Annotated in this window: 20 protein-coding genes; 9 read left to right on the plus strand and 11 right to left on the minus strand. The window is 42.8% G+C overall.

Going from position 1 to position 19,229, the window contains the following annotated elements:
• The first annotated feature begins 7 nt into the window (after positions 1 to 7).
• The 6 genes from ACLOAU_RS12425 (at position 8) to ACLOAU_RS12450 (ending at position 5,829) form a co-directional block, all read left to right on the plus strand.
• Positions 8 to 667: a hypothetical protein gene (locus ACLOAU_RS12425; protein WP_427862192.1), complete on the plus strand. Its 660-nt coding sequence runs from the start codon at positions 8 to 10 to the stop codon at positions 665 to 667.
• A 72-nt stretch (positions 668 to 739) separates the two neighbouring features.
• A complete protein-coding gene (locus ACLOAU_RS12430) occupies positions 740 to 1,159 on the plus strand; it encodes a type VI secretion system contractile sheath small subunit (RefSeq protein ID WP_427862193.1) in 420 nt (139 codons plus the stop codon).
• A 12-nt stretch (positions 1,160 to 1,171) separates the two neighbouring features.
• Positions 1,172 to 1,693: a type VI secretion system tube protein TssD gene (tssD, locus tag ACLOAU_RS12435; RefSeq protein ID WP_427862194.1), complete on the plus strand. Its 522-nt coding sequence runs from the start codon at positions 1,172 to 1,174 to the stop codon at positions 1,691 to 1,693.
• A gap of 5 nt (positions 1,694 to 1,698) precedes the next feature.
• Positions 1,699 to 3,048 carry a type VI secretion system contractile sheath protein TssC gene (locus tag ACLOAU_RS12440; RefSeq protein WP_427862195.1) on the plus strand — a complete coding sequence of 450 codons (1,350 nt, stop codon included), beginning with the start codon at positions 1,699 to 1,701 and terminating at the stop codon, positions 3,046 to 3,048.
• A 24-nt stretch (positions 3,049 to 3,072) separates the two neighbouring features.
• Positions 3,073 to 4,713 carry a hypothetical protein gene (locus tag ACLOAU_RS12445; RefSeq protein WP_427862196.1) on the plus strand — a complete coding sequence of 547 codons (1,641 nt, stop codon included), beginning with the start codon at positions 3,073 to 3,075 and terminating at the stop codon, positions 4,711 to 4,713.
• A 54-nt stretch (positions 4,714 to 4,767) separates the two neighbouring features.
• Positions 4,768 to 5,829: a lytic transglycosylase domain-containing protein gene (locus ACLOAU_RS12450; RefSeq protein ID WP_427862197.1), complete on the plus strand. Its 1,062-nt coding sequence runs from the start codon at positions 4,768 to 4,770 to the stop codon at positions 5,827 to 5,829.
• 109 nt (positions 5,830 to 5,938) lie between these two features.
• Here ACLOAU_RS12450 and ACLOAU_RS12455 read toward each other — a convergent pair whose 3' ends face one another.
• Entirely contained in the window at positions 5,939 to 6,880 is a 942-nt protein-coding gene (locus ACLOAU_RS12455) for a hydrogen peroxide-inducible genes activator (RefSeq protein WP_427862198.1), read from the minus strand.
• Between the two features lie 346 nt (positions 6,881 to 7,226).
• On the opposite strand from ACLOAU_RS12455, the gene ACLOAU_RS12460 reads away from it, so the two are divergent.
• The 3 genes from ACLOAU_RS12460 to ACLOAU_RS12470 all read left to right on the plus strand — a co-directional run bounded on the left by ACLOAU_RS12460 (position 7,227) and on the right by ACLOAU_RS12470 (position 11,758).
• Positions 7,227 to 8,537, plus strand: coding sequence for a hypothetical protein (locus ACLOAU_RS12460; protein ID WP_427862199.1), 1,311 nt, complete (start codon positions 7,227 to 7,229; stop codon positions 8,535 to 8,537).
• Positions 8,538 to 8,665: 128 nt separating this feature from the next.
• Positions 8,666 to 9,421, plus strand: coding sequence for an XRE family transcriptional regulator (locus tag ACLOAU_RS12465; RefSeq protein WP_427862200.1), 756 nt, complete (start codon positions 8,666 to 8,668; stop codon positions 9,419 to 9,421).
• A 216-nt stretch (positions 9,422 to 9,637) separates the two neighbouring features.
• Positions 9,638 to 11,758 (plus strand): S9 family peptidase, encoded by a 2,121-nt coding sequence (locus ACLOAU_RS12470; protein ID WP_427862201.1) that lies wholly within the window; start codon positions 9,638 to 9,640, stop codon positions 11,756 to 11,758.
• Positions 11,759 to 11,810: 52 nt separating this feature from the next.
• On the opposite strand, the gene ACLOAU_RS12475 is transcribed toward ACLOAU_RS12470, so the two are convergent.
• From ACLOAU_RS12475 to ACLOAU_RS12520, 10 genes are all read right to left on the minus strand, one after another.
• Entirely contained in the window at positions 11,811 to 12,380 is a 570-nt protein-coding gene (locus tag ACLOAU_RS12475; protein WP_427862202.1) for a Crp/Fnr family transcriptional regulator, read from the minus strand.
• Between the two features lie 234 nt (positions 12,381 to 12,614).
• Complete coding sequence (locus tag ACLOAU_RS12480; RefSeq protein ID WP_427862203.1) at positions 12,615 to 13,289, minus strand: type 1 glutamine amidotransferase domain-containing protein; 675 nt, start codon at positions 13,287 to 13,289, stop codon at positions 12,615 to 12,617.
• A 116-nt stretch (positions 13,290 to 13,405) separates the two neighbouring features.
• A complete protein-coding gene (locus ACLOAU_RS12485) occupies positions 13,406 to 14,047 on the minus strand; it encodes an NAD(P)H-dependent oxidoreductase (RefSeq protein ID WP_427862204.1) in 642 nt (213 codons plus the stop codon).
• 74 nt (positions 14,048 to 14,121) lie between these two features.
• Positions 14,122 to 14,745, minus strand: a complete 624-nt coding sequence (locus tag ACLOAU_RS12490; RefSeq protein ID WP_427862205.1) for a GyrI-like domain-containing protein — start codon at positions 14,743 to 14,745, stop codon at positions 14,122 to 14,124.
• A gap of 179 nt (positions 14,746 to 14,924) precedes the next feature.
• Positions 14,925 to 15,296, minus strand: a complete 372-nt coding sequence (locus ACLOAU_RS12495; protein WP_427862206.1) for a DUF1801 domain-containing protein — start codon at positions 15,294 to 15,296, stop codon at positions 14,925 to 14,927.
• Entirely contained in the window at positions 15,293 to 15,751 is a 459-nt protein-coding gene (locus ACLOAU_RS12500) for a GyrI-like domain-containing protein (RefSeq protein WP_427862207.1), read from the minus strand. Before ACLOAU_RS12500 ends, ACLOAU_RS12495 begins: the two co-directional genes overlap by 4 nt.
• A 90-nt stretch (positions 15,752 to 15,841) precedes the next feature.
• Positions 15,842 to 16,147, minus strand: a complete 306-nt coding sequence (locus ACLOAU_RS12505; RefSeq protein ID WP_427862208.1) for a TfoX/Sxy family DNA transformation protein — start codon at positions 16,145 to 16,147, stop codon at positions 15,842 to 15,844.
• Entirely contained in the window at positions 16,147 to 17,256 is a 1,110-nt protein-coding gene (locus tag ACLOAU_RS12510; protein ID WP_427862209.1) for an epoxide hydrolase family protein, read from the minus strand. Before ACLOAU_RS12510 ends, ACLOAU_RS12505 begins: the two co-directional genes overlap by 1 nt.
• 210 nt (positions 17,257 to 17,466) lie before the next feature.
• Positions 17,467 to 18,333 carry a helix-turn-helix domain-containing protein gene (locus ACLOAU_RS12515; RefSeq protein WP_427862210.1) on the minus strand — a complete coding sequence of 289 codons (867 nt, stop codon included), beginning with the start codon at positions 18,331 to 18,333 and terminating at the stop codon, positions 17,467 to 17,469.
• Positions 18,334 to 18,384: 51 nt separating this feature from the next.
• The gene (locus tag ACLOAU_RS12520; protein ID WP_427862211.1) at positions 18,385 to 19,134 is read right to left on the minus strand and encodes an ankyrin repeat domain-containing protein; all 750 of its coding nucleotides are present in this window, start codon (positions 19,132 to 19,134) and stop codon (positions 18,385 to 18,387) included.
• Between the last annotated feature and the right edge of the window lie 95 nt (positions 19,135 to 19,229).

The raw sequence follows: 19,229 nt of genomic DNA on the forward strand, positions 1-19,229 counted from the left end.
TATTTCAATGGAAGAAGATGACATCATATTGGACACATCCTGGCTGATTGCAAGAACGCAGGCTGCCGCCATCTGTTTTGCAGCAACAGACCAGATCGTTTATGATCATATCATATTTCACTGGACCTATGTCTCCCCACAAGCTAACGCGAGGAGACACCTGTATCACTACCGCTATGGTAATGGTGCTGATTATAATGAGAATGTAAGAGGTTTGTTTGATGCCAATCCGCGGATCAGGGAAAGGGTGTTCAGCATGATCCACGCACAAATGCGGGCTAATCATCGCTGGGACTCTGGTAGTATTATCGGGCGCGGTGTAGACGATGGGCAGCCGCCTCCGATAAGGCAGCAGGATTACGATTCGGATGATTGGGTGAATTCAAATGGCAATATCGATGAAGTACATTGGCGATTGATAGGAGATTATAATCCTTACGACAACCGGGAAACAGACGACAGGGCCTATTACCTGCGTGAAGTGGGCCGGGACCGGATACGGATGATACAGGTGGAGATAACGATCCGGGATCCTTATACCTGGCATCCATTGGAAGTAAGGCCTACGCAATGTATTCATCAGGCAATGGAGCGCTTAAAGGCATCTGGTGCCGCCGATTATATAACGGTAGGTACGGCTATCCTGTCGATGCCATCCAACTACTGATTGTTGTAAGCTGGTTGAAAACAGATCGTCAGAGCAATGTAATTTAAATGGCAGATGTAAACATATTCAATCATGAGTGATACAAATGGAAATTTAGCGGAAACCTTAAATCATATTTCTGCCAACCGCACGTTGATTGCCAAGAAGCTTACGCTGGAGGAGGCATTAAGCCCTGAAGTAGTACATGGTTTGCAAACTGTTGAACAGGTGTTTAATCATTACCAACCCACCCTTCATTTCGGGTTTGATGATGCTGAAGGCCTCACCCGTTCAGAAGAGCTGAAATTTAAAACGGTAGATGATTTTAGTTGCAGTAGTATCACCCGGCAAAGCCCGTTTTTAAACCATCAACTGGAAAAAAAGAAAATCTATTTGAAGTTGGCCGGGCAATTAAAAACAAATCAACCACTCAGGGACGTATTGGCTGACAAGAATAAACGAAAAGCCTTTGAAGCAATGCTAAAAGCAATAATGGAGGACCTTAAAAAATAAAAATATAGTACAATGGCAATATCCGGATCATTACAACTGGGCGCCGCAGGGGAAGGCGGACCTACCTGGCGAATCATTAATATGACCTACGAATTTTTCCAGCCTGTTGATCGCTTTGGGCAGCCAAACGGCGCACCTGACGGAGGTTTCATTAATATGACTGTTGAATCATCTACCTCAGATGTTACAGTAATTCAATGGATGCTTTCCCATGAAAGAATGACAGATGGAGGCGCTTATTTTTTTGACAGGCATGGACGACAGGTACGTTCTGTAGAGTTTAAAGGTGCTTACTGTATTTACTTCAAAGAGATCTTTGATGCGTTTAATGACTCCTTTATGAAGATCGATTTCAGGATTTCCTGCAGGGAGATCACGATTGATGGAGGCGGTGCCGAAGCCACATTGGTGAAAACCTGGACTGGTTCTTCGGAGAGTTCCGGATCTTCAGCTTCTTCGTCCTCGTCGTCATCACCCTCTTCGTCGTCATCCTCTTCATCCTCGGGAATCAGCTCTTTCAATCCTAACGATTAAAAAGCATGATGGAAGCTAGAGAAGCATATAGTACAGCGGCGGAAGATAAGAGTTTAGTGTACAACGGGTTGGTGCAGCAATTAGCTGCTGCCGGCGATACTGCCTGGTTAGAGAATCTGCTGGAAGGATATACTAACCTGGTACCGGTCAATAAAGCACGGCGGGCTATTTTTTTGCAGGATAAGGAATATGAACAGCACCGGCAGACGCTTTTACACGAAGTGGAAATATGGCTGCAGTTGCTGGATGCCTGCGATGATGTTGATGCAATGCCCGGCTATTGTTTTGGTAAGGCTGATGAGCAGGAAGCGGTTATGCAGAATAATTTATTAGGTGTTACAGAGGCTATCAAGCCAGTCGAAGAATCTTATAGAGGTGTTTCGCTCTTCTTTGAAAATGCGGAGAGCGAGCAGTTGAGTAATATTTCATTTATCAACTGCGATATCAGTCAGTTGGCCGATCTTACCGTATCCCGCTTTTTTGATCATATCAGTGAAGAACTGAAGATGAATTTTGATCGGATTGATTTACGAAATAATTACAGCCTTCTGCTGCTGCCGGGATACTTAGGGGGTAATGCGGTTGTTGAAAAATGGGCCAAGTTGGCCTGTGATAACAAAGTGATGATCATTACTGATTTTGAAAACCTGGATGAGGCCGATGATGTGATGGAGGTTTTTGAAGCAAGTGGCCTGGCGGGAGGCGATCCTTATAAAGCCAGCGTTTTGGTTTGTTGTAACTGGTTAGTGGGGCGCGGTAAACATGATGCGATTCATGAAGAAGACGATTTGTTCATTCCCCCCTCTTTGGCTTTGGGTGGAAAAATCTATAAGGGTTTGTTAAGCCAGGTGGCTGCAGGGAAAAAGTTTGGAGTGATCAATGGCGTAGATGGAGTGAAATTTCCCTTGAAGAAAAGTGAGGTTTCGGTATTGGAGAAAATGAACCTGGTGCCCATGTTTAGTGAATACGGAAAAGTAATGGCGTTTTCTGCTAAAACACTTTTCAACGGCGCTAATCTCGGCTTGCAGATATATTCTGTAGTTAGAGTTTTTGATCATGTAGCCAAAGTGCTAATGGACTTTTTGAATAGGAGGGCTTTTGAGAATTTTAACGCGAATATCCGCAAGGAGCTGATGGGGCAGGTGGTTAAGTTCCTGGATGGCGTTTCGGGCAATGGAAAGCTGATAGAGGACTTTAGCATCAGGCGCTTTGAGCAGGATGCAGAGCAAAAAGATAAAATACACCTCGATATTCATTTGAAACCTTATTTCCCTGCCAAAAACTTTATGATCAAAATGGAGGGTAAAAAAGGAGAGGAAGGAAACAGCTGGGATACCAGCTACGATCAGCAGTAATATTCAAGTCAAAACAAAACAAACATGAAGCTAATACGATGGACCTTATTGATACTTTTATTTAGTTCATCAGGGTGGAAAGTCAACGCTCAGAATATCAGTGGAGAGCGCATCCTGGTGGGGCGTGAAAGCATCACCGTTATTAATTTCCCCGATAAAGTATTAAACATAAATTTTTCTGACGACGGGGCCTATGATTATTATATACCCAAACGGAGAGAAGAGAAATCTATTTCTTTACAGTTTAATAAAGAGCAGGCAACGGGACCTAATACCGGTTTATTAGTGAACGAAGGCGGAAGAAGCCATATGTTCCGTATTGTGTTTGATTCAACCTATAATATTAATGACGATAGCCGGCCGCCTTTGTGGTACGATCACTCTAACCTGAAAGAGCTTAAAGCTTTTGTACAGAAACAAAAAGAAAGTCAGTCTGCTGGTAATGATGAAGCCAGTATAGCAAAGCAGGATAAGGAGCAGGAAGCAGAACGGAAAAAGCAAATAGAGGCACGGAAGGAGGAAGCGGCGATGGCTCAAAAAAAATCTGGTGAAGAAGCTGCAGGAAAAGCCAGGGAGGCTGAGAAGCTGAGAAAGAATGAGGAGGCAAAAGAAAAAGAAGAAACGGCGCTAATAGCTAAAACCAAAAAGGAAGCGGAAGATAAAGAGAAACAGTTGCAGTTGGCCCTGCAAAAGGGGGAGGCTGATAGAAAAGCCCGTGAAATAAAGGAGAAGAAAGATGCCGAAGAACTTGCAAAAAAACAGGTTGCCGAACAACAGCGGATAAAAGAACTAAAAGCGAAAAATGATGCCGAGGCTGTAGCAAAAGCAGAAAAAGCCGCCGAAGAGCAAAAGCGATTGCGTGAGCAGGAGCTTGCTGAAAAGCAGGCTGCAGAGGAGGAGAAGCATAAGAAGGCAGCCGAAGAATTTGCACGTAAAGAAGCTGAGAAAAAAGCAGCACAGGAAAAGCTGGCACAGTTGGAAGCAGATCGTAAAAAAAGAGAAGCAGAAAGAGCTTATTCAGAAATAGGCCTTTGGCAGCGGTATGGTAAAAAAGGTATCGATGTGTATAATATACCTGCGGGTCAGATGGCCATGGTAAATGCAGACTTTTTTATTGTAGCGGATACCCTGCGCAATTACAGGATTGCAGACTCACTGATGAACAACAGTGCATCCAACAAAATCAATATTGCCGCAGATAAAGCCGTAAATGGCGGTGTAAAAATGACCCTTGAAAATATAGCTTTCAAAGATGTACATACTTATTACAAGGTTAAAGTGGAGAATGAAACCAATGAAGACTTTTTGCTCGGCCGTACTTATATGTATTGGTATGATAAAAATGAAAAAGCGAAAATGATCATTAAAGGAAGCTATCTTACCTATATCAGCTTTTACCCCATTATACGGCCTCATACCAGCCAGTATATTGTATTTGCTACCCGTTCGCCTAATGTAGTGGAGGATGAAAGCCTGGTGTTATTTATTGACGAACGTCGTAAAGAAAAAGGAAGCGCAAGTATTGTAGTGCCTGGCAAGTATTATGTAAGTGAACTGGCAAAAGTACAGAGCTCTGTTAAAGCATCAGGCAGTAAGCAACAGGTGGATCCTAAAGCGGAGGAGCCGGATAACAAATCCTCTAAACGAAATCGCAAGAAAAAGTAATTGCAGTAAAGCCTGTTTAACCGAATGAAGAAAAAGATCATAACATATTGTTTTTTGCCAGCAGTACTCTGGGTCACGGGCGCACAGGCGCAGCATATTATTACTTTTTGTGGCGACGCTGTACCAATGAACCAGCAGTTCATCCAGGATAAACTAATCAACGTGATAAAGAAGCAGGTGAACGTGGTAAACCTGCCCTCGCTGAGGCAACGGGCCAATAGTTATTTTCCTTTGGTAGAAAAATATTTGAAAGCCTATGGTCTTCATCCCGACCTGAAATACCTCCCTATCGTCGAAAGTGGTTTTTTAACAAAGGCTGAATCGGGGGTAGGGGCCAGGGGCATATGGCAGATTATGCCGGCTACTGCAAGAGGCTATGGTATGCAGGTAGGCGATAATATAGATGAAAGAGAAAACTTTGATAAAGCTACCAGGGTGGCCTGTCAGCTGATCCGGGATAATTATACCGGGCTTCGTAAACTGGCAGGGTCGGTAAACTGGCCGCTGGCCATAGCTGCATATAATTTTGGAATTGGCAATATTGTAAATGCCATGAAAGCGCAGGGTAATAACTACTTTACTATGAAGTTGAACCCCGAAACAGGTTTATATGTTTATAAGATCATTGCCGTTAAAGAGTTATTTGAATACCCGGAGTTGTACAATTCCAAATTCGGGTATAATGTCTTTAGCGCTAAAACCGGGCCGCGTACCCAACCTAAACCAACAGATTTGGATGTTGTCAATGATCCGGATATCCTGGGTGCTATTGAAAAAGAACTGGAAAAAAATAAGGATAAAAAGGCACCGGAAATCAAGGAAGAGCAATATGTGTTGGCACACGTCAATGGAAAGATTAAGAATTTTCAGGATGGCGACATGATAACGATCGTGTTGGACGAAGATCTGCAAACCTCCAATTATGGCTTGTCTTTTAAAGGCTATTCTTTTGGCGTACAGGGTTGGATCATCGATGACCGGGTATTCTTTAAACTGGGCTATGATCATGACGTAACCTTACTCGACCTGGACAAGCAAAAGGGCGTTTTGCTAACCGATCTCCTGGCTAAAAAACGGATAGATGTGTTGTTGAAAAACCTGGTTTATAAGAAATGAGAACAAGTCTTCACTGTTCTGCCCCGGTCCTAGGCACCATGAACCGTGTCCTCATGGTTCAGTCCCCGCGTCCTGGGTGCCATGAACCGTGTCCAAACGGTTCTCCAAACTACAGTTGTATCGGTATTACATTTTTCTTTTTATTCAGCCTTAGCTTTTCCGGGATCGTATCCAGTATTGATCTTTTTAAAGAATCGATCAGTCGCTTTTTTACAAAATTGCCGTGCACCACCAGGCTGACCTCGCGCATAGGTGCCGGGCTTTTAAAGTTTCTTACAGCTCTTAATTCATTTTTGGGCATCTGAAAAGTTACCAGCTCAGGAATAATCGTAATTCCATCATTTACGTCCACCATGCGTTTCAGCGTTTCAATACTGCCTGCCTCATATTCAAAATTGAAGAACTCGCTGCTTTGTTTTTTTAACTCACATAAGGACAGGATCTGCGAACGAAAACAATGGCTTTCTTCCAGTAACCATAGTTTGCTTACATCTATATCTTTTTGTAACAGATATTGTTTTTGATATAACCGGTTATTTTTAGATGCATATACCATGAGCTCTTCATAAAACAGCACTTGCTCTGAGATGCCGTTTTCTTTAATTGGTGTAACGAGTATGCCCACATCGATGCTTCCTTGTTTTAGCATACTAATAAGAACGTCTGTTGTTTGCTCTTGCACCAGTAGCTTTACCCCCGGATAATTCTTTGTAAAAGAAGGCACAAATAAAGGCAGCAGATAAGGTGCAAGGGTAGGGATAATGCCGATGCGGAGCTGGCCCTTCATTTTGCCCTTTTGTGATTCTACCAGCGATGATAACTCATGCGCTGCATTAATAACACTGCGGGCGTGTTCAATGATCTCAACACCTGCGGGTGTGGCTACAATGGGCTGTTTACGACGATCGAAAATCTTTAATTCAAATTCTTCTTCGAGTTTTTGAATCTGCATACTTAATGTGGGCTGTGTAACGAAACAGGCGTCTGCGGCCTTTAAAAAGTTTTGGTGCTGGTACACCGCCAATAAGTACTCGAGCTGCTGAAGGGTCATTATTTGAATAATTATTATCTATAGATTTTACAAAAGTATCAAGTTTTTCTATAATCAATAAAGAATATTTGTAATGACATTATCGTTAGGCTCAGTTATAGAACTCATGTTTTTGATACCGGGAAAAAGAGTATAATTACATCCAGCTTTTTACAAGAACTTTTTTGTTGTCTCCAATGTTATATATAGGTTATTAACCTTTCGTCCCTGAATAAAGGGATTTATGTATTAGTGGTAACCATTTATCCTGAAATCCGCTATCATTGCATCGAAGTACATATTTCTAATTATAATTTAATGTACTAACCTTTCTCCGGGGATTTAAAAAATGTAGCTTTGTTAATATATGGGCAGGGAAATACTCGAAACTAAAAGAAAAGCTTTAAAGATCAATTTAGACGGTCCGGTATATGGCACTTTTGCCGAAATCGGGGCCGGGCAGGAAGTAGCCAGGAACTTTTTTACCGCTGGTGCGGCTTCCGGTACGGTTGCCAAAACGATGTCGGCCTACGATATGGCATTCAGTAACGCTATTTATGGTATCGAGGAAAATGGCCGCTATGTAAGCCGTTCACGCGTGAAGCAAATGTTGTCGCATGAATATGATCTGCTCACTGAGCGCCTGCACGGAGAAAAATATGATGATAAAACCTTTTTTGCTTTCGCTGATACCGTAACCACGCTCAATTTTGCCCGTAATAATGAACCGCATGGCTGGCTGGGGCTCCGCTTCCAGGTTACGCCCGGCGGCGAACACAATGATATTATTTTCCACGTTAGGTTATTGGATAACGATACAACTTTACAGCAGAATGTACTAGGCATATTGGGTGTAAACCTGGTGTATGGCGCCTTTTACTATAATCATGACATACAATTGATGGTGGAGTCGCTGGTTGATAATCTTTCTTTTGGTTCAGTAGAAATTGATATGATCAGCCTGCGCGGACCGGTATTTAAAAATACCAATGACAGGCTGGTTAACTTGTATTTAATTGCCAAAGGATTTTCGGGTGCTGCGGTTTTCGATCCCAACGGCAATGTAACGCAGGCAAAAGATCTGTTGTATAAGAAGGATATTATGATCCTTCGTACCAAGTTCCTGCAAAAGTCCAAGCCCAACTTCGATCTTTTTAATAAGGCCATTGAACAATTCAAGCGCTCTCAGCAGGTGCAGGATGATAACCTGGTGGTGCTTATTGAAGTGTTGATGAGCAACCTGCTCGAAGACGACGATCCGCATAACGACAACGATGTAGAGATTTTTGCAAAAAGGGCAGAGGAGCTTTGTGCTACCGGCAACAATGTGATCGTTTCTAATTTTAAGCGCAATAATAAACTGGCTCAATACCTGGCGCTTTGCAAGCCGCGTAACGTTGGCATTTCTACCAATATATCTAACCTGCGTACTATTTTTAACGCAAAAAATTATAGCGACTCTTACACTCAGGAGCTCCTGACTTATGTCAGCGATCTGTTTAGCCGCAACGTAAAACTGTATGCATATCCTTATCTGAATAAGAAAACCAACGAAGTGGTTACGTTAAAAAATATGCCTGTATCTGCGGAGGCTAAACCGCTGTTTGAATTTTTGGTGGTCAACCATTATATAAAAGATATCGAAGGTTATGATGTAAAAGATGTGAAGGCTGTTTAATGCCTTTACTCTGGCGGTTTTCTTTTTATTCTTCTGTACATCCACTTGAGCAGAATAAAAATTTTGTGAAAAAATACTTTTTTTGGAAATGATAAAAAAGTTAGTATTTTGCACTAAAATAATTAGTTATGTCAGTAGCCAACAGGAATTTGAAGTATTTAAGAAAGCTTCGGGGATGGACGCAGGATGAATTTGCAACTAAGCTAAATATCAAACGTTCGCTTCTGGGCGCTTACGAAGAAGAACGTGCAGAGCCACGTATTGATGTATTGGAAGTGATCTGCGATATGTTTAAACTAACACTGGATGAATTATTGAGGAAAGACCTGAGTGTGGAGTCCAATTCTGACAATTACCTTGCGAAGAGACGTGCTCTCAAACTGGCCCCGGTAATTACACATATCCCTTTTGTGCCTGTGAAAGCGGCAGCAGGCTACCTGGCAGGTTATGCTGATCATGAATTTGTAGATGAGCTGAATACCTTTACCCTTCCTATGGTTAGCGGGGGAAATTACCGGGCTTTTGAAATTCTGGGAGACTCGATGTTGCCAACGCCTAGCGGCTCTGTTATCGTGGGGGAAAAGGTAGATGAACTCGAATCGCTGAAAAATAACACAGCATGTATACTCATATCGCGCAACGACGGCATCGTTTATAAGCGGGTACAAAAAAGTACAAAAGCAAAGAATAAGATTACGCTCGTAAGTGACAATCCCACTTTTCAACCCTATACCATCAATTCTGATGAGGTGCTGGAAATGTGGCAGGCGCAATATGTAATCTCTAAAACCAATGTTGCCCAGAATTGGGATGTGGGACAGTTGGTAAATATTGTTGCCAATCTGCAACAGCAGGTGGATGGCATGAAAAAGAAAATCAATTAAAACGACAGTTGAATAAATGGGTATCAGGGACCGGAAGGTCCCTTTTTTGTGCTCGTGCTTTAACGCGATTACCGTTTATACCGTTAATGCGCTCATTTTTGTAATTATAAACGGTTGTTTATACAAAAACTAATAATTTAGCTTTATTGCGTTTGCTTTTTTATAGCATGAGAAAGTTGTAATCGGCCCTTGCGGTCATTTAAAATAAAGTCGTAAATGAATAAATATTTTGGTTTAATGGCTGCCACCGTCGTAGCAGGCGCGGCTCATGCCCAAACTACACAGCTTACAGCAGATGATTACCGGAGGGCTGAACAGTTCATGGGATACAATACCACAACACTGGTAGATTGGACAAACCCTTATCCTAACTGGGTAGAGGGGGACAGGTTCTGGTACCGGAGCGGAAATAAAGTGTTATTGGTAGATCCCAAAACAAAGGTAAAAACGGAAACTATGGCATATGGAAGTATGCCTTCAATGAGTATGTCCCAGCGTGGAAGACGCACCGCCAATGAGGTGGTTTCGCCCAATGGTAAAAAGGCAGTATTTATTAAAGACTGGAATCTTTGGGTGAAGGATCTGGATACCAAAAAGGAAACACAACTGACTACGGATGGTGCGAAGGACTATGGATATGCCACAGATAATGCAGGTTGGAAACATAGTGATGCCGCTATTGTAAGTTGGTCTCCGGACTCTAAAAAAGTAGCCACTTTTCAGCAGGATCAGCGAAAAGTAAATGATATGTTCCTGGTGACTACTAATGTGGGTGCTCCTAAACTGGAGCAATGGAAGTATCCTTTGCCGGGTGACGAATATATTCCTACAATACGAAGGGTTATTATTGATGTGGAAACACCCAAAGTGATATCACTGAATATCCCTCCTGATCCCCATCGCGCTACTATGAGCGATGATATCTCCAGTAGCGGAAGCTTTGACGATATCGACTGGTCGCCTGATGCTAAAGAAGTCGCTTTTGTTTCTTCATCAAGAGATCATAAAAATGCCAAAGTACGCATTGCTAATTCGGCAACGGGCGAGGTACGGGAGGTGTTTGAAGAAACCGTAAAAACACAATTTGAGTCGGGTAGGGGAGCCATCAACTGGAGGTATCTTGCTAAAACCAACGAAATGATCTGGTACTCTGAGCGGGATAATTGGGGACATCTGTATTTGTACGACAGCAGGACCGGGAATGTAAAGAACCAGATCACCAAAGGCAATTGGCTGGTAGGAAAAGTGCTGAAGGTAGATGAAAAGGAGCGAGCCATTTATTTTACCGGCCATGGCAGGGAAAAAGGCAATCCCTATTTTGCTTATTTTTATAAAATTGGATTTGATGGGAAAGGCCTGACCTTATTGACGCCGGAAACGGGTAACCACAGTATTTATTTATCACCATCCGGTGACTATTTTGTAGATGTGTACGCTCAGCCTGATGTGCCGCCTGTTGCTAATTTCAGAAATACAAAGGGAGCGTTGATCACTGGTTTGGAGAAGGCTGATATATCCCGTTTGCAGGCAAAAGGATGGAAGGCGCCAACTCCTGTATCAGTAAAAGCTGCGGATGGTGAAACTGATATTTATGGATTGGTATTTACGCCTACCAAAATGGATCCCTCTAGAAAATACCCGGTTATTGATTATATCTATCCGGGACCACAGGGTGGAAGCGTGGGTAGCTGGAGCTTTTCTCCGTCGCGGGGCGATAACCAGGCACTGGCTGAACTGGGTTTTATTGTGGTAGTAATAGAAGGTACCAGCAATCCTTACCGCTCTAAAAGCTTCCATGACATGAGCTACGGCAATATGGCTGAAAACACATTGCCCGACCAGATAGCGGCTATCAGGCAGTTGTCAAAAACTTACCCGATTGATACCACCAAAGTGGGTATATGGGGGCATAGCGGTGGCGGTTTTGCTACAGCTGCTGCGTTATTGCGCTACCCCGATTTCTTTAAAGTGGGGATCGCGGAATCAGGTAATCATGACAACCGTAATTATGAAGATGATTGGGGCGAGCGTTATAACGGGTTGGTTGAAAACAGTGATTATGCAGCGCAGGCCAACCAGGCTTACGCGAAAAATCTGAAAGGCAAGCTCATGCTGGTACATGGCATGATGGATGATAACGTACCGCCTTATAATACATTATTAGTAGTAGAAGCGTTACAGAAAGCAAACAAAGATTTTGACCTGGTGGTCTTCCCCAATGCGCGACACGGGTTTGGTGAATATTCCAGCTACATGATGCGCCGGCGCTGGGATTATTTTGTAAAGTACTTATTAGGTGCCGAGCCACCCAAAGAGTATTTAATGGGTGCAAAATAGGTATTCGTAAGCTCCGTGTGAAGCCCGCTGGTTGATATTACCCCGGCGGGCTTTACTTTTGTAACCTGCTAAGCGTTTCTCTTGAAACACCGAGGTAGTGTGCAATCAGGGTTTTGGAAACACGTTGAAAAAGTTCTGGATATTGCTCCAGTAATAACTCATACTTTTCTTTTGCTGAGTTCTTCATTAAAGAAAGTACTCTTTTCTGTAGCGCAACAAATCCTCCAAAGGCCTTGGACCCATGAAAGCGATACATGGCAGGCACAGCCTCGCACATGCGTTGTTTGTTTTCCAGGCTCAACTCTAAAACCAGGCAAGGTTCCAATGCCTGCACGCAAAGCTCGCCTTTCGATTGAATCCTGTAAGCGGGATAGTCGGATATCCACCAGTTTTCCATCGCAAACTGTATAATATGTTCCCGCTCCATATCGTCATGCATAAAAGCTTTTAATAAACCTTTTAGCACCAGGTATTCAGCGGTGACCTTCTTGCCGCTTTTAATCAAATAGTCTTTTCGCTGTATTTCTATAAGCTTGAAATAGGGGATGATGAGTTCAAATTCCTCATTGGTGAGAGGAGTAACTTCCTCTATATGTTTACGTAAAAAAGCAGCATACTCCATTTTGTAAAAATACGAAACGGCGTATACTGCCCATTATTTTGTTACACTTGTTCAGACTATTGAAATCAAACCAATCTGAACAGTCTGCCATGTACCTTGAGCTTTATTAAGGCTATGTTCCGCCATTGGCGGATACTATGTTTCCTGAAATAATACTATCTCTCTATGGTGGGAAATAACCGTCTTATAAAATCTATCAGATCCGCACCAGCGTAAATTATTGCGCTCTCATTATTAGTTAGCAAGCGCCTTAACTATGGCCTCTCCTACACCTTTCGCCGATTGCGGGTTTTGCCCTGTAATAAGCCTTTTGTCTTCAGTTACATGAACCTGCCAGGGCGCAGATTTTTCATAAACGCCGCCACGTTTCTTTAGCTGGTCTTCTAAAAGAAAGGGAACCACCGTCGTAAGTTTCACCTGTTCTTCCTCCTCATTGCTAAAGCCATTTACTTTTTTACCCTTCACCAGGTAGCTGCCATCACTCAATTGTATATTCAAAATACCGGCGGGACCATGACATACCGCTGCAACGATGCCATCTTTTTCATAAATGGTTGCCGCTATTTTGTTGAGCGCATCATTAGTTGGTAAGTCCCACATAGCGCCATGTCCACCTGCATAAAAAATGGCCGCGTAATCGGCCGCCTTCACCTCCGATGGACGCATACTATTGGTTATCTTTTTGTGATAAGCGGTATCTTCCCAGAATTTTTTATTAACGGGATCGTTTAAATCAAAGCCGTCTACCGGTGGATTACCACCTTTTGGACTAACAAAATCAATATCATAGCCGGCTTCGGTAATTACTTCCCATGGATGAGATACTTCTCCGAGGTAATAACCTGTTTTTTCCCCGGTACTGCCTTTGGTATCATGACTGGTTACTACAAATAATATTTTCTTTTTCATTGTTTGTGTTTTTGTATTGGATGGATTGGACTTGGCTGAACTGCAACTAATGGCAAGACTGACTGCCAGCAGGGCGCCAACTAAAAAATGTAGTTTATTGTTTATTAAGAAGATGTTTAGCATAATTCAGCCTTTGCCTCAGTTTTTGTTAATGGTAAAGATTGAATGGTTTCGGAGAGATGGAAGGTATAACGCTCGAAATAATCCTGTATCCGCTCAGGCGTGGCATTTTTTTCCAGGTCATGAAAATGAAAGCCACCCAGTTGCTTCATGCCTGTAAAGGCATTCATCCGGTGAAAGCCAAACATAACCCCTTCATCCACGCTTTTTTGGTGGAAGAACTCGCCTGGCAAGGTAAATGCTGTTTCCGGTGCATTCCAGGTAGTGGTTAACATATAATGGCGCCCATGCAGCGAGCCACCTGTTCCATAATTGATTTCAGGGTTTTCCCTTTTCCTGCCGTCGCTGTAATAGATGCCGTTACGATGGCCGGCGGTAAAAACCGTATCCAGGTATTCCTTGAATTTGTGGGGCAGGCCAAACCACCATACGGGCGTATGATAGATCACAACATCTGCCCACACAAATTTGCTTACTTCATCATCCAGATCGTAAGGTTCGTTAATATCGGTCGTTTGTATTTCAAAACCGCTGTCAGGTGTGAAGAAACTTTTATCCCATTGCACCAATGTTTGGTTAAATTTTCCACCTGAATGTGCAAAATGTTGTCCGCCGTTGATGATAAATATCTTTGTCATGCTGTGTTTTTTATAAAGAGCAAAGTTCTTTAATTAACAACAGCGCCACCTGTGAGGTAAGTCACAAGTTTTATTTACTTCACCGGTTCTCTTAAAATAGTTCTCAGCTTTTCAGGTGCAGTCTTTCTGAAATCAGATAGATAGATTTCATGATGTAAACCGTTTTTGGCGAATTGGTGGGTATCCATAAAAGCAGACATAACTTTTAAAGACTCCGGCTCTGTTGAAAACGGACCAACATGCAGCATCTGTACGCATTTTCCCTCCTCTAAAGTATGCCATTCAACTTCAGTAGCTTTCTGTATTCCTTTTTGATTGGCCACAATCGATTTGGCTGCTTCCATGTTTTCAGCAGTGACAAAATCCGGCATGCGGATCAGCAACCTGTACTCCCATTCGTTGCGCGGTACTTCTACAGAAGTGCTATACATGGTTTGCCCCGAGAACTGATTTTCGTCAAACCACCATTGGCCTTCCAGTTTAGATACTACAAAATCATTACCCTCTGCTTTGCAGGCAAATTTGATCTTGTATGCCGTTGAATACATAGCTTCAATCGTTTTGGCGAAAGCCTCGCCCGCAGGATCGCCCTTGCCGCGTAAAGCAATAAAAGAAGCTTTTTCTATGTAAACAATCTCCGGCTGTGTTTTAGCAGTAAAATAAGCCTTGTGTTTCTTGGTAAGATCTAGTTTTTCCATATCAGATAATTGTATAAGCGTTTATAATTTATGTTAATGAAGCCAGGGAGTTCCTCATCTGCCTGGCAATATAGCTTCAGACTTCTTAAAACCTGTCTCCATATATAAGTGCATCAAAACAATGGAGACCGGATCCGTAATAATACTTTCGGTCTTATACCATATATGCATTGAAATGCTCACTGTTTTTTAGTAGCAATAAGTCCTGTCTTGTAAAGATGGATAGCTTTATGAATAATCGCTTCGATGCCAGCAACAGGCAGGTCTTTGTGGGGATCCAGCAGCATTATTTTCATACGCGAACGGTCTTCCTGTAATAAAAATGGCTCGTTGAAATACTTCCCTTCCACAACGCCGATATAAGGCTGTTGATATTTCTTATGTATCCACAAATAGCAAAACATCCTGCCTTTATAGCAAAAGAAAGGCATTCCATACTTCCAGGCCGGCACTATATCTTTATCCAGGCTGAGGATAAAATGGTGCAAAGCCAGGAAGCAGCTTTTTACAGGCTCTTCCAATTGGTCGTAATAGTTTTCTGAGGCATTCATGGTAGTGCTACAAAAATATCAATTGCTGCGTTTTCAGGGTGGGTTGCCTTTTCGCCATATACTTCAAAATCAGCCGTGAAAGCCCTGTTGAAAGCAGTGTTCCATATCCTGACCCACTCATTATATACGATGCCCTGTGCTAGATTGCCTTTTGCCGTAAAAAGAGCATAACGGCCTTCGGTAAATGTTTTACCGGTCATACCCTCCGGGATCTGGTCCAGATGATGAACCCTGCAGCCCAGAAGGGTAGTATAAGGTCGGGTGTGATCTTTTTCGTAATCGGTATAGATGCAATAAAGATCATTATTAATCTTGCCTGGGATTTGGGTTGCTATCTGCTCTGCCATAAACCTGGCCCAAAGTGCCGGAATATCCTGCATGGCCTGCCCGTTTTCGTTAGTGGTGCGTACTGATATACCTATAACGTGGAAGGTTGGAATCGTTTGAATGTTCATCTTATTTTTTTGTATAATACAAAATTAAAACCAGCCTGTGACAACCCTATGTCAGCAGGATTTTAGTATAGAAAAAATTTGGTGCTATATTCAGTTCCCCTTCAAATTTCTTTTTAACTCCCGGCCTCTTTCCTTTTCCAGTTTATCAATTAATTCTTTTTTCAATCTTTTAGGCAGTTTTATCCAGTATACGTTCATTAATGCCCCCTGTAAGGCATAAAGATAGTGCGATACAGGGGGCGTTTTTTTTGATTGGTTTGCCAATCGGATATAGGCTTTTACCGGAGTTAATATGGCAAGTGCAGTCAGCGAATGTATCCCTATTTCATTAAGCTTCTTTGCTATTACGGGACCAATATTCCTGGCATCCGTAAGGCGATGGTTGAAATGATCCATTATTTTATAGCGTAAAAGAAAGATCGCAATTCGCCGGCAAATACTTCAGGCACTTCCAGTGCCGCAAAATGGCCGCCGGCTTCCATCTTTTTATAATGTACCACATTTACAAAACGTTCAGCCCATTCGCGCGGGAACTGTGCTTCCCTGGGAAATACGGCTACGCCGGCCGGAACTTCAGTCTTTTTTAATGGTTGAGCGCCACCCCATTGGGCTACCGCATCGGTTTTGTACATTCTTACCGATGATCCTATTGTTTGGGTAACCCAATAGATCATAATGTTGGTGAGCATCTCGTCTTTCCCGCCAAATGCAGCTTCAATCAAATCGGGAGATGCGCCGGCGCTGCCAAAACTGAGGATCCAGGCAGCCAGGGCTACCGGTGAATCGTTGAGGCCATAAGCTAATGATTGCGGTTTGGTGCTGTGTACCATCGCATACGCACCTTCGCTATACCACCATTGCTGCACAAACCCGGCAAATTGCTTTTCTTCATCGGTCATCGTCGCAGGATCTTCCTGTCCCATCGGATAGCCAAGATCGGTAAAGTGAACAGCTGATACCACATCGGGATATTTTGACGCCAGGGCCTTGGTAATGCCCATCCCCACATCTCCTCCTGCAGCGTTAAACTTTTGATAGCCCAGTATCTCAGTCATCAGTTTTTTCCAGAGCCCGGCAACCTCCACACTGGTAAGGGCGGTCTTTTCCGAAAAGCCAAACCCGGGTATAGAGGGAATTACCAGGTCGAAGCTTTGATCTCCTTCAGTAAGCATTGGAATAATTTTATGAAAACGATAATAGCTGTCCGGCCATCCATGTGTCAGCAGTAGCGGCCTCGCATTATTACCTTTACCTTTTATGTATTGGAAATGGATTTGTATTCCGTCGATTTCGGCAATGTATTGGGGGTATTGGTTGAGTTGTTTTTCATATTTCTCCCAGCTATACCCGTTTACCCAGTATTGGGCCAGTTCTTTCAGGTATTCCTCGCTGGTGCCCAATTGCCAACCGGCTCCATCGGGCGCCCCGGGCCAACGGGTATTTTGAATACGGTTTTTAAGGTCAGTAATAACGGTTTGGGGAATGTTGACTGTAAATGGTTTCATTTTGTTTGTATTTGAGGTTTGAGCAAATGTGTTTTGAAAAGATACAACGGCCTGGCAAATGCAGAGGACGATGATCAGCTTTTTCATTTTTATGTTGTTTAAGTTGTTTTGACTAATAAGCACAACACAAAAGTAGCTCCCGGTGGTGCCCGGGATGTAGGGAATAAATCGGTAAAAATGGTAGTTTTTTCGGTAGCCGTTAAAATACAATTATAGCTTTCTAAAAGCTAAAGGCGTCATGCCTTCCCATTTTTTAAAAGCTTTGATAAAATAGGAGCTATCTTCAAATCCCAGCCAAAAGGCAATTTCCAGTATGGTCATTGAAGTTTGCCTTAAAAGGCTTTTGGCTTCCATTGCCAGGTGCTCGTCAATCCATTTTTTGGTCGTTTTCCCGGTTAATTGTACCAGTACCTCGCTTAGGTATTTGGGCGTTATATGTAGTTGACGTGCGTAAAAGTTTACATCTTTTTGTTCCAGCACATGCAGGGAAAGTAGCTTCCTGAACTTGGCGGCAATCTGCTCCTGTTGCGAGGTGAGCGAGATAGCGGGTGTTGCCGATTGGTGACAGGTTTGGGCCAGCATTAACAAGCTGTAAATTAAGCCGGGCATCACCAATGGCTGGTTTTTGAAAGCGGAGATAGTGGCGAAAAGTGATTTGATTTGCAAGGTTTGCTCCTGCGAAATTTCTATTACGTGCCGCCCGCCAGGCTGAAAAAATGGTAGCGCACTCAGAAAGGAATTTTTAATGACATCGGTAAAGATACTTTCGGTAAAAAACAGGGTTTCATGTTTTGCGTTATGATAAGGTTCCCATTGCGATACAATACCGGGACCGATGGTGGTAAGGCTACCGGGTTGTAATGCATAATCGGCACTGCCGATCTTTACGCTGCCTGGTTTACCGGTGTAAGTAATACCAATTCCATAAACAAAATTCCTGATCGGAAAGCTAACGCCGGCATTTTTATAGGTAGTGTCGTCTGCCATAAAATAAGGTATAGACATGCTCTGTTGCTCCTGCTCTTTCAGGTAATGAAATAAATTAAAGGTCTTTAAATTTTCTTTTTTACGTATCATTCATCGCCAGGTTTACGGGTGTTGCAGGCAGCCAAATTTCGGATATTTGCGTTAAGTCAGTGCTTTAAGATATTCATTCGGGACATTCGCGGGGAAGTAACTGATACCGCAATAAGCTTTTAGCAATATGCCTATCGTTTCATATATCTGTACCTCAGTTCTCTGGAACTGCGGTAGCAGGCCCATCATAGCATAGCTTACCGGGTTTACTAAGGGGATAAATGTTTCCCATTGATAACCCTTGCCCCATATAAGTCCCTTAACCGTTACCGACAGGTCAGCGCCCTTGGATATCAGCAATTGCATGGTATCTGCACAGGTGTTGGCGTGTTGATTTACGGTATGGAAAATGGGAGTCTGAGCTCCAAACCCATGATCATCACTGCCGGCTTTTACATTAACATCCATTCCATGTTCTATAAGCGTTTTTGCGCAGTGATGATGATTGTACTCGGCGCAGATATGTAATAACGATGCTTTATAAAGTGGCGTAAATGCACAATCGAAGTCGTATTTTTTATTGAGTAGTTCCTGGTTGGTATTGAGTAATTCATTGAGCGGGGGTGCATCATCCAGCAGTACGGCAAGCAAAGCCTTATCGTCGAATTGTAAACCAAAATCTACAAAGGCCTGAACACAGTCTTTGAATCGCTCACTTCTTAAATACATATTGATCAGCTCATAGATCAGGGGTTTGCCCTTGTACCATTGATTAGGATTGACGCCGTTTTCAAAGCATTCCCTGATCCCTTCCGTTGAGTGGGTTTCAAAATGCCCGATTATTCTTTGGAGGTAGTTCATATAAAGAATAGTTATAGTAAACCGAATTGACAGAAGAAACTGGGACGTTTTCCTGAAGATAAGAACAAAGGATAGATCTTTAACAGGGAAACAAA

The organism is Paraniabella aurantiaca (genome assembly GCF_050309965.1).
In the GTDB taxonomy this organism is placed as follows: domain Bacteria; phylum Bacteroidota; class Bacteroidia; order Chitinophagales; family Chitinophagaceae; genus Niabella.

Excerpts from the sequence above, each read along its gene's own strand:
- ACLOAU_RS12490 (WP_427862205.1), bottom strand. The coding sequence starts at position 14,745 with ATGGAAAAACTAGATCTTACCAAGAAACACAAGGCTTATTTTACTGCT.
- tssD (WP_427862194.1), top strand. The coding sequence starts at position 1,172 with ATGGCAATATCCGGATCATTACAACTGGGCGCCGCAGGGGAAGGCGGA.
- ACLOAU_RS12465 (WP_427862200.1), top strand. The coding sequence starts at position 8,666 with ATGTCAGTAGCCAACAGGAATTTGAAGTATTTAAGAAAGCTTCGGGGA.
- ACLOAU_RS12425 (WP_427862192.1), top strand. The coding sequence starts at position 8 with ATGGAAGAAGATGACATCATATTGGACACATCCTGGCTGATTGCAAGA.
- ACLOAU_RS12455 (WP_427862198.1), bottom strand. The coding sequence starts at position 6,880 with ATGACCCTTCAGCAGCTCGAGTACTTATTGGCGGTGTACCAGCACCAA.
- ACLOAU_RS12445 (WP_427862196.1), top strand. The coding sequence starts at position 3,073 with ATGAAGCTAATACGATGGACCTTATTGATACTTTTATTTAGTTCATCA.
- ACLOAU_RS12470 (WP_427862201.1), top strand. The coding sequence starts at position 9,638 with ATGAATAAATATTTTGGTTTAATGGCTGCCACCGTCGTAGCAGGCGCG.
- ACLOAU_RS12480 (WP_427862203.1), bottom strand. The coding sequence starts at position 13,289 with ATGAAAAAGAAAATATTATTTGTAGTAACCAGTCATGATACCAAAGGC.
- ACLOAU_RS12520 (WP_427862211.1), bottom strand. The coding sequence starts at position 19,134 with ATGAACTACCTCCAAAGAATAATCGGGCATTTTGAAACCCACTCAACG.
- ACLOAU_RS12505 (WP_427862208.1), bottom strand. The coding sequence starts at position 16,147 with ATGGATCATTTCAACCATCGCCTTACGGATGCCAGGAATATTGGTCCC.
- ACLOAU_RS12430 (WP_427862193.1), top strand. The coding sequence starts at position 740 with ATGAGTGATACAAATGGAAATTTAGCGGAAACCTTAAATCATATTTCT.
- ACLOAU_RS12515 (WP_427862210.1), bottom strand. The coding sequence starts at position 18,333 with ATGATACGTAAAAAAGAAAATTTAAAGACCTTTAATTTATTTCATTAC.
- ACLOAU_RS12510 (WP_427862209.1), bottom strand. The coding sequence starts at position 17,256 with ATGAAACCATTTACAGTCAACATTCCCCAAACCGTTATTACTGACCTT.
- ACLOAU_RS12500 (WP_427862207.1), bottom strand. The coding sequence starts at position 15,751 with ATGAACATTCAAACGATTCCAACCTTCCACGTTATAGGTATATCAGTA.
- ACLOAU_RS12440 (WP_427862195.1), top strand. The coding sequence starts at position 1,699 with ATGATGGAAGCTAGAGAAGCATATAGTACAGCGGCGGAAGATAAGAGT.
- ACLOAU_RS12485 (WP_427862204.1), bottom strand. The coding sequence starts at position 14,047 with ATGACAAAGATATTTATCATCAACGGCGGACAACATTTTGCACATTCA.
- ACLOAU_RS12495 (WP_427862206.1), bottom strand. The coding sequence starts at position 15,296 with ATGAATGCCTCAGAAAACTATTACGACCAATTGGAAGAGCCTGTAAAA.
- ACLOAU_RS12460 (WP_427862199.1), top strand. The coding sequence starts at position 7,227 with ATGGGCAGGGAAATACTCGAAACTAAAAGAAAAGCTTTAAAGATCAAT.
- ACLOAU_RS12475 (WP_427862202.1), bottom strand. The coding sequence starts at position 12,380 with ATGGAGTATGCTGCTTTTTTACGTAAACATATAGAGGAAGTTACTCCT.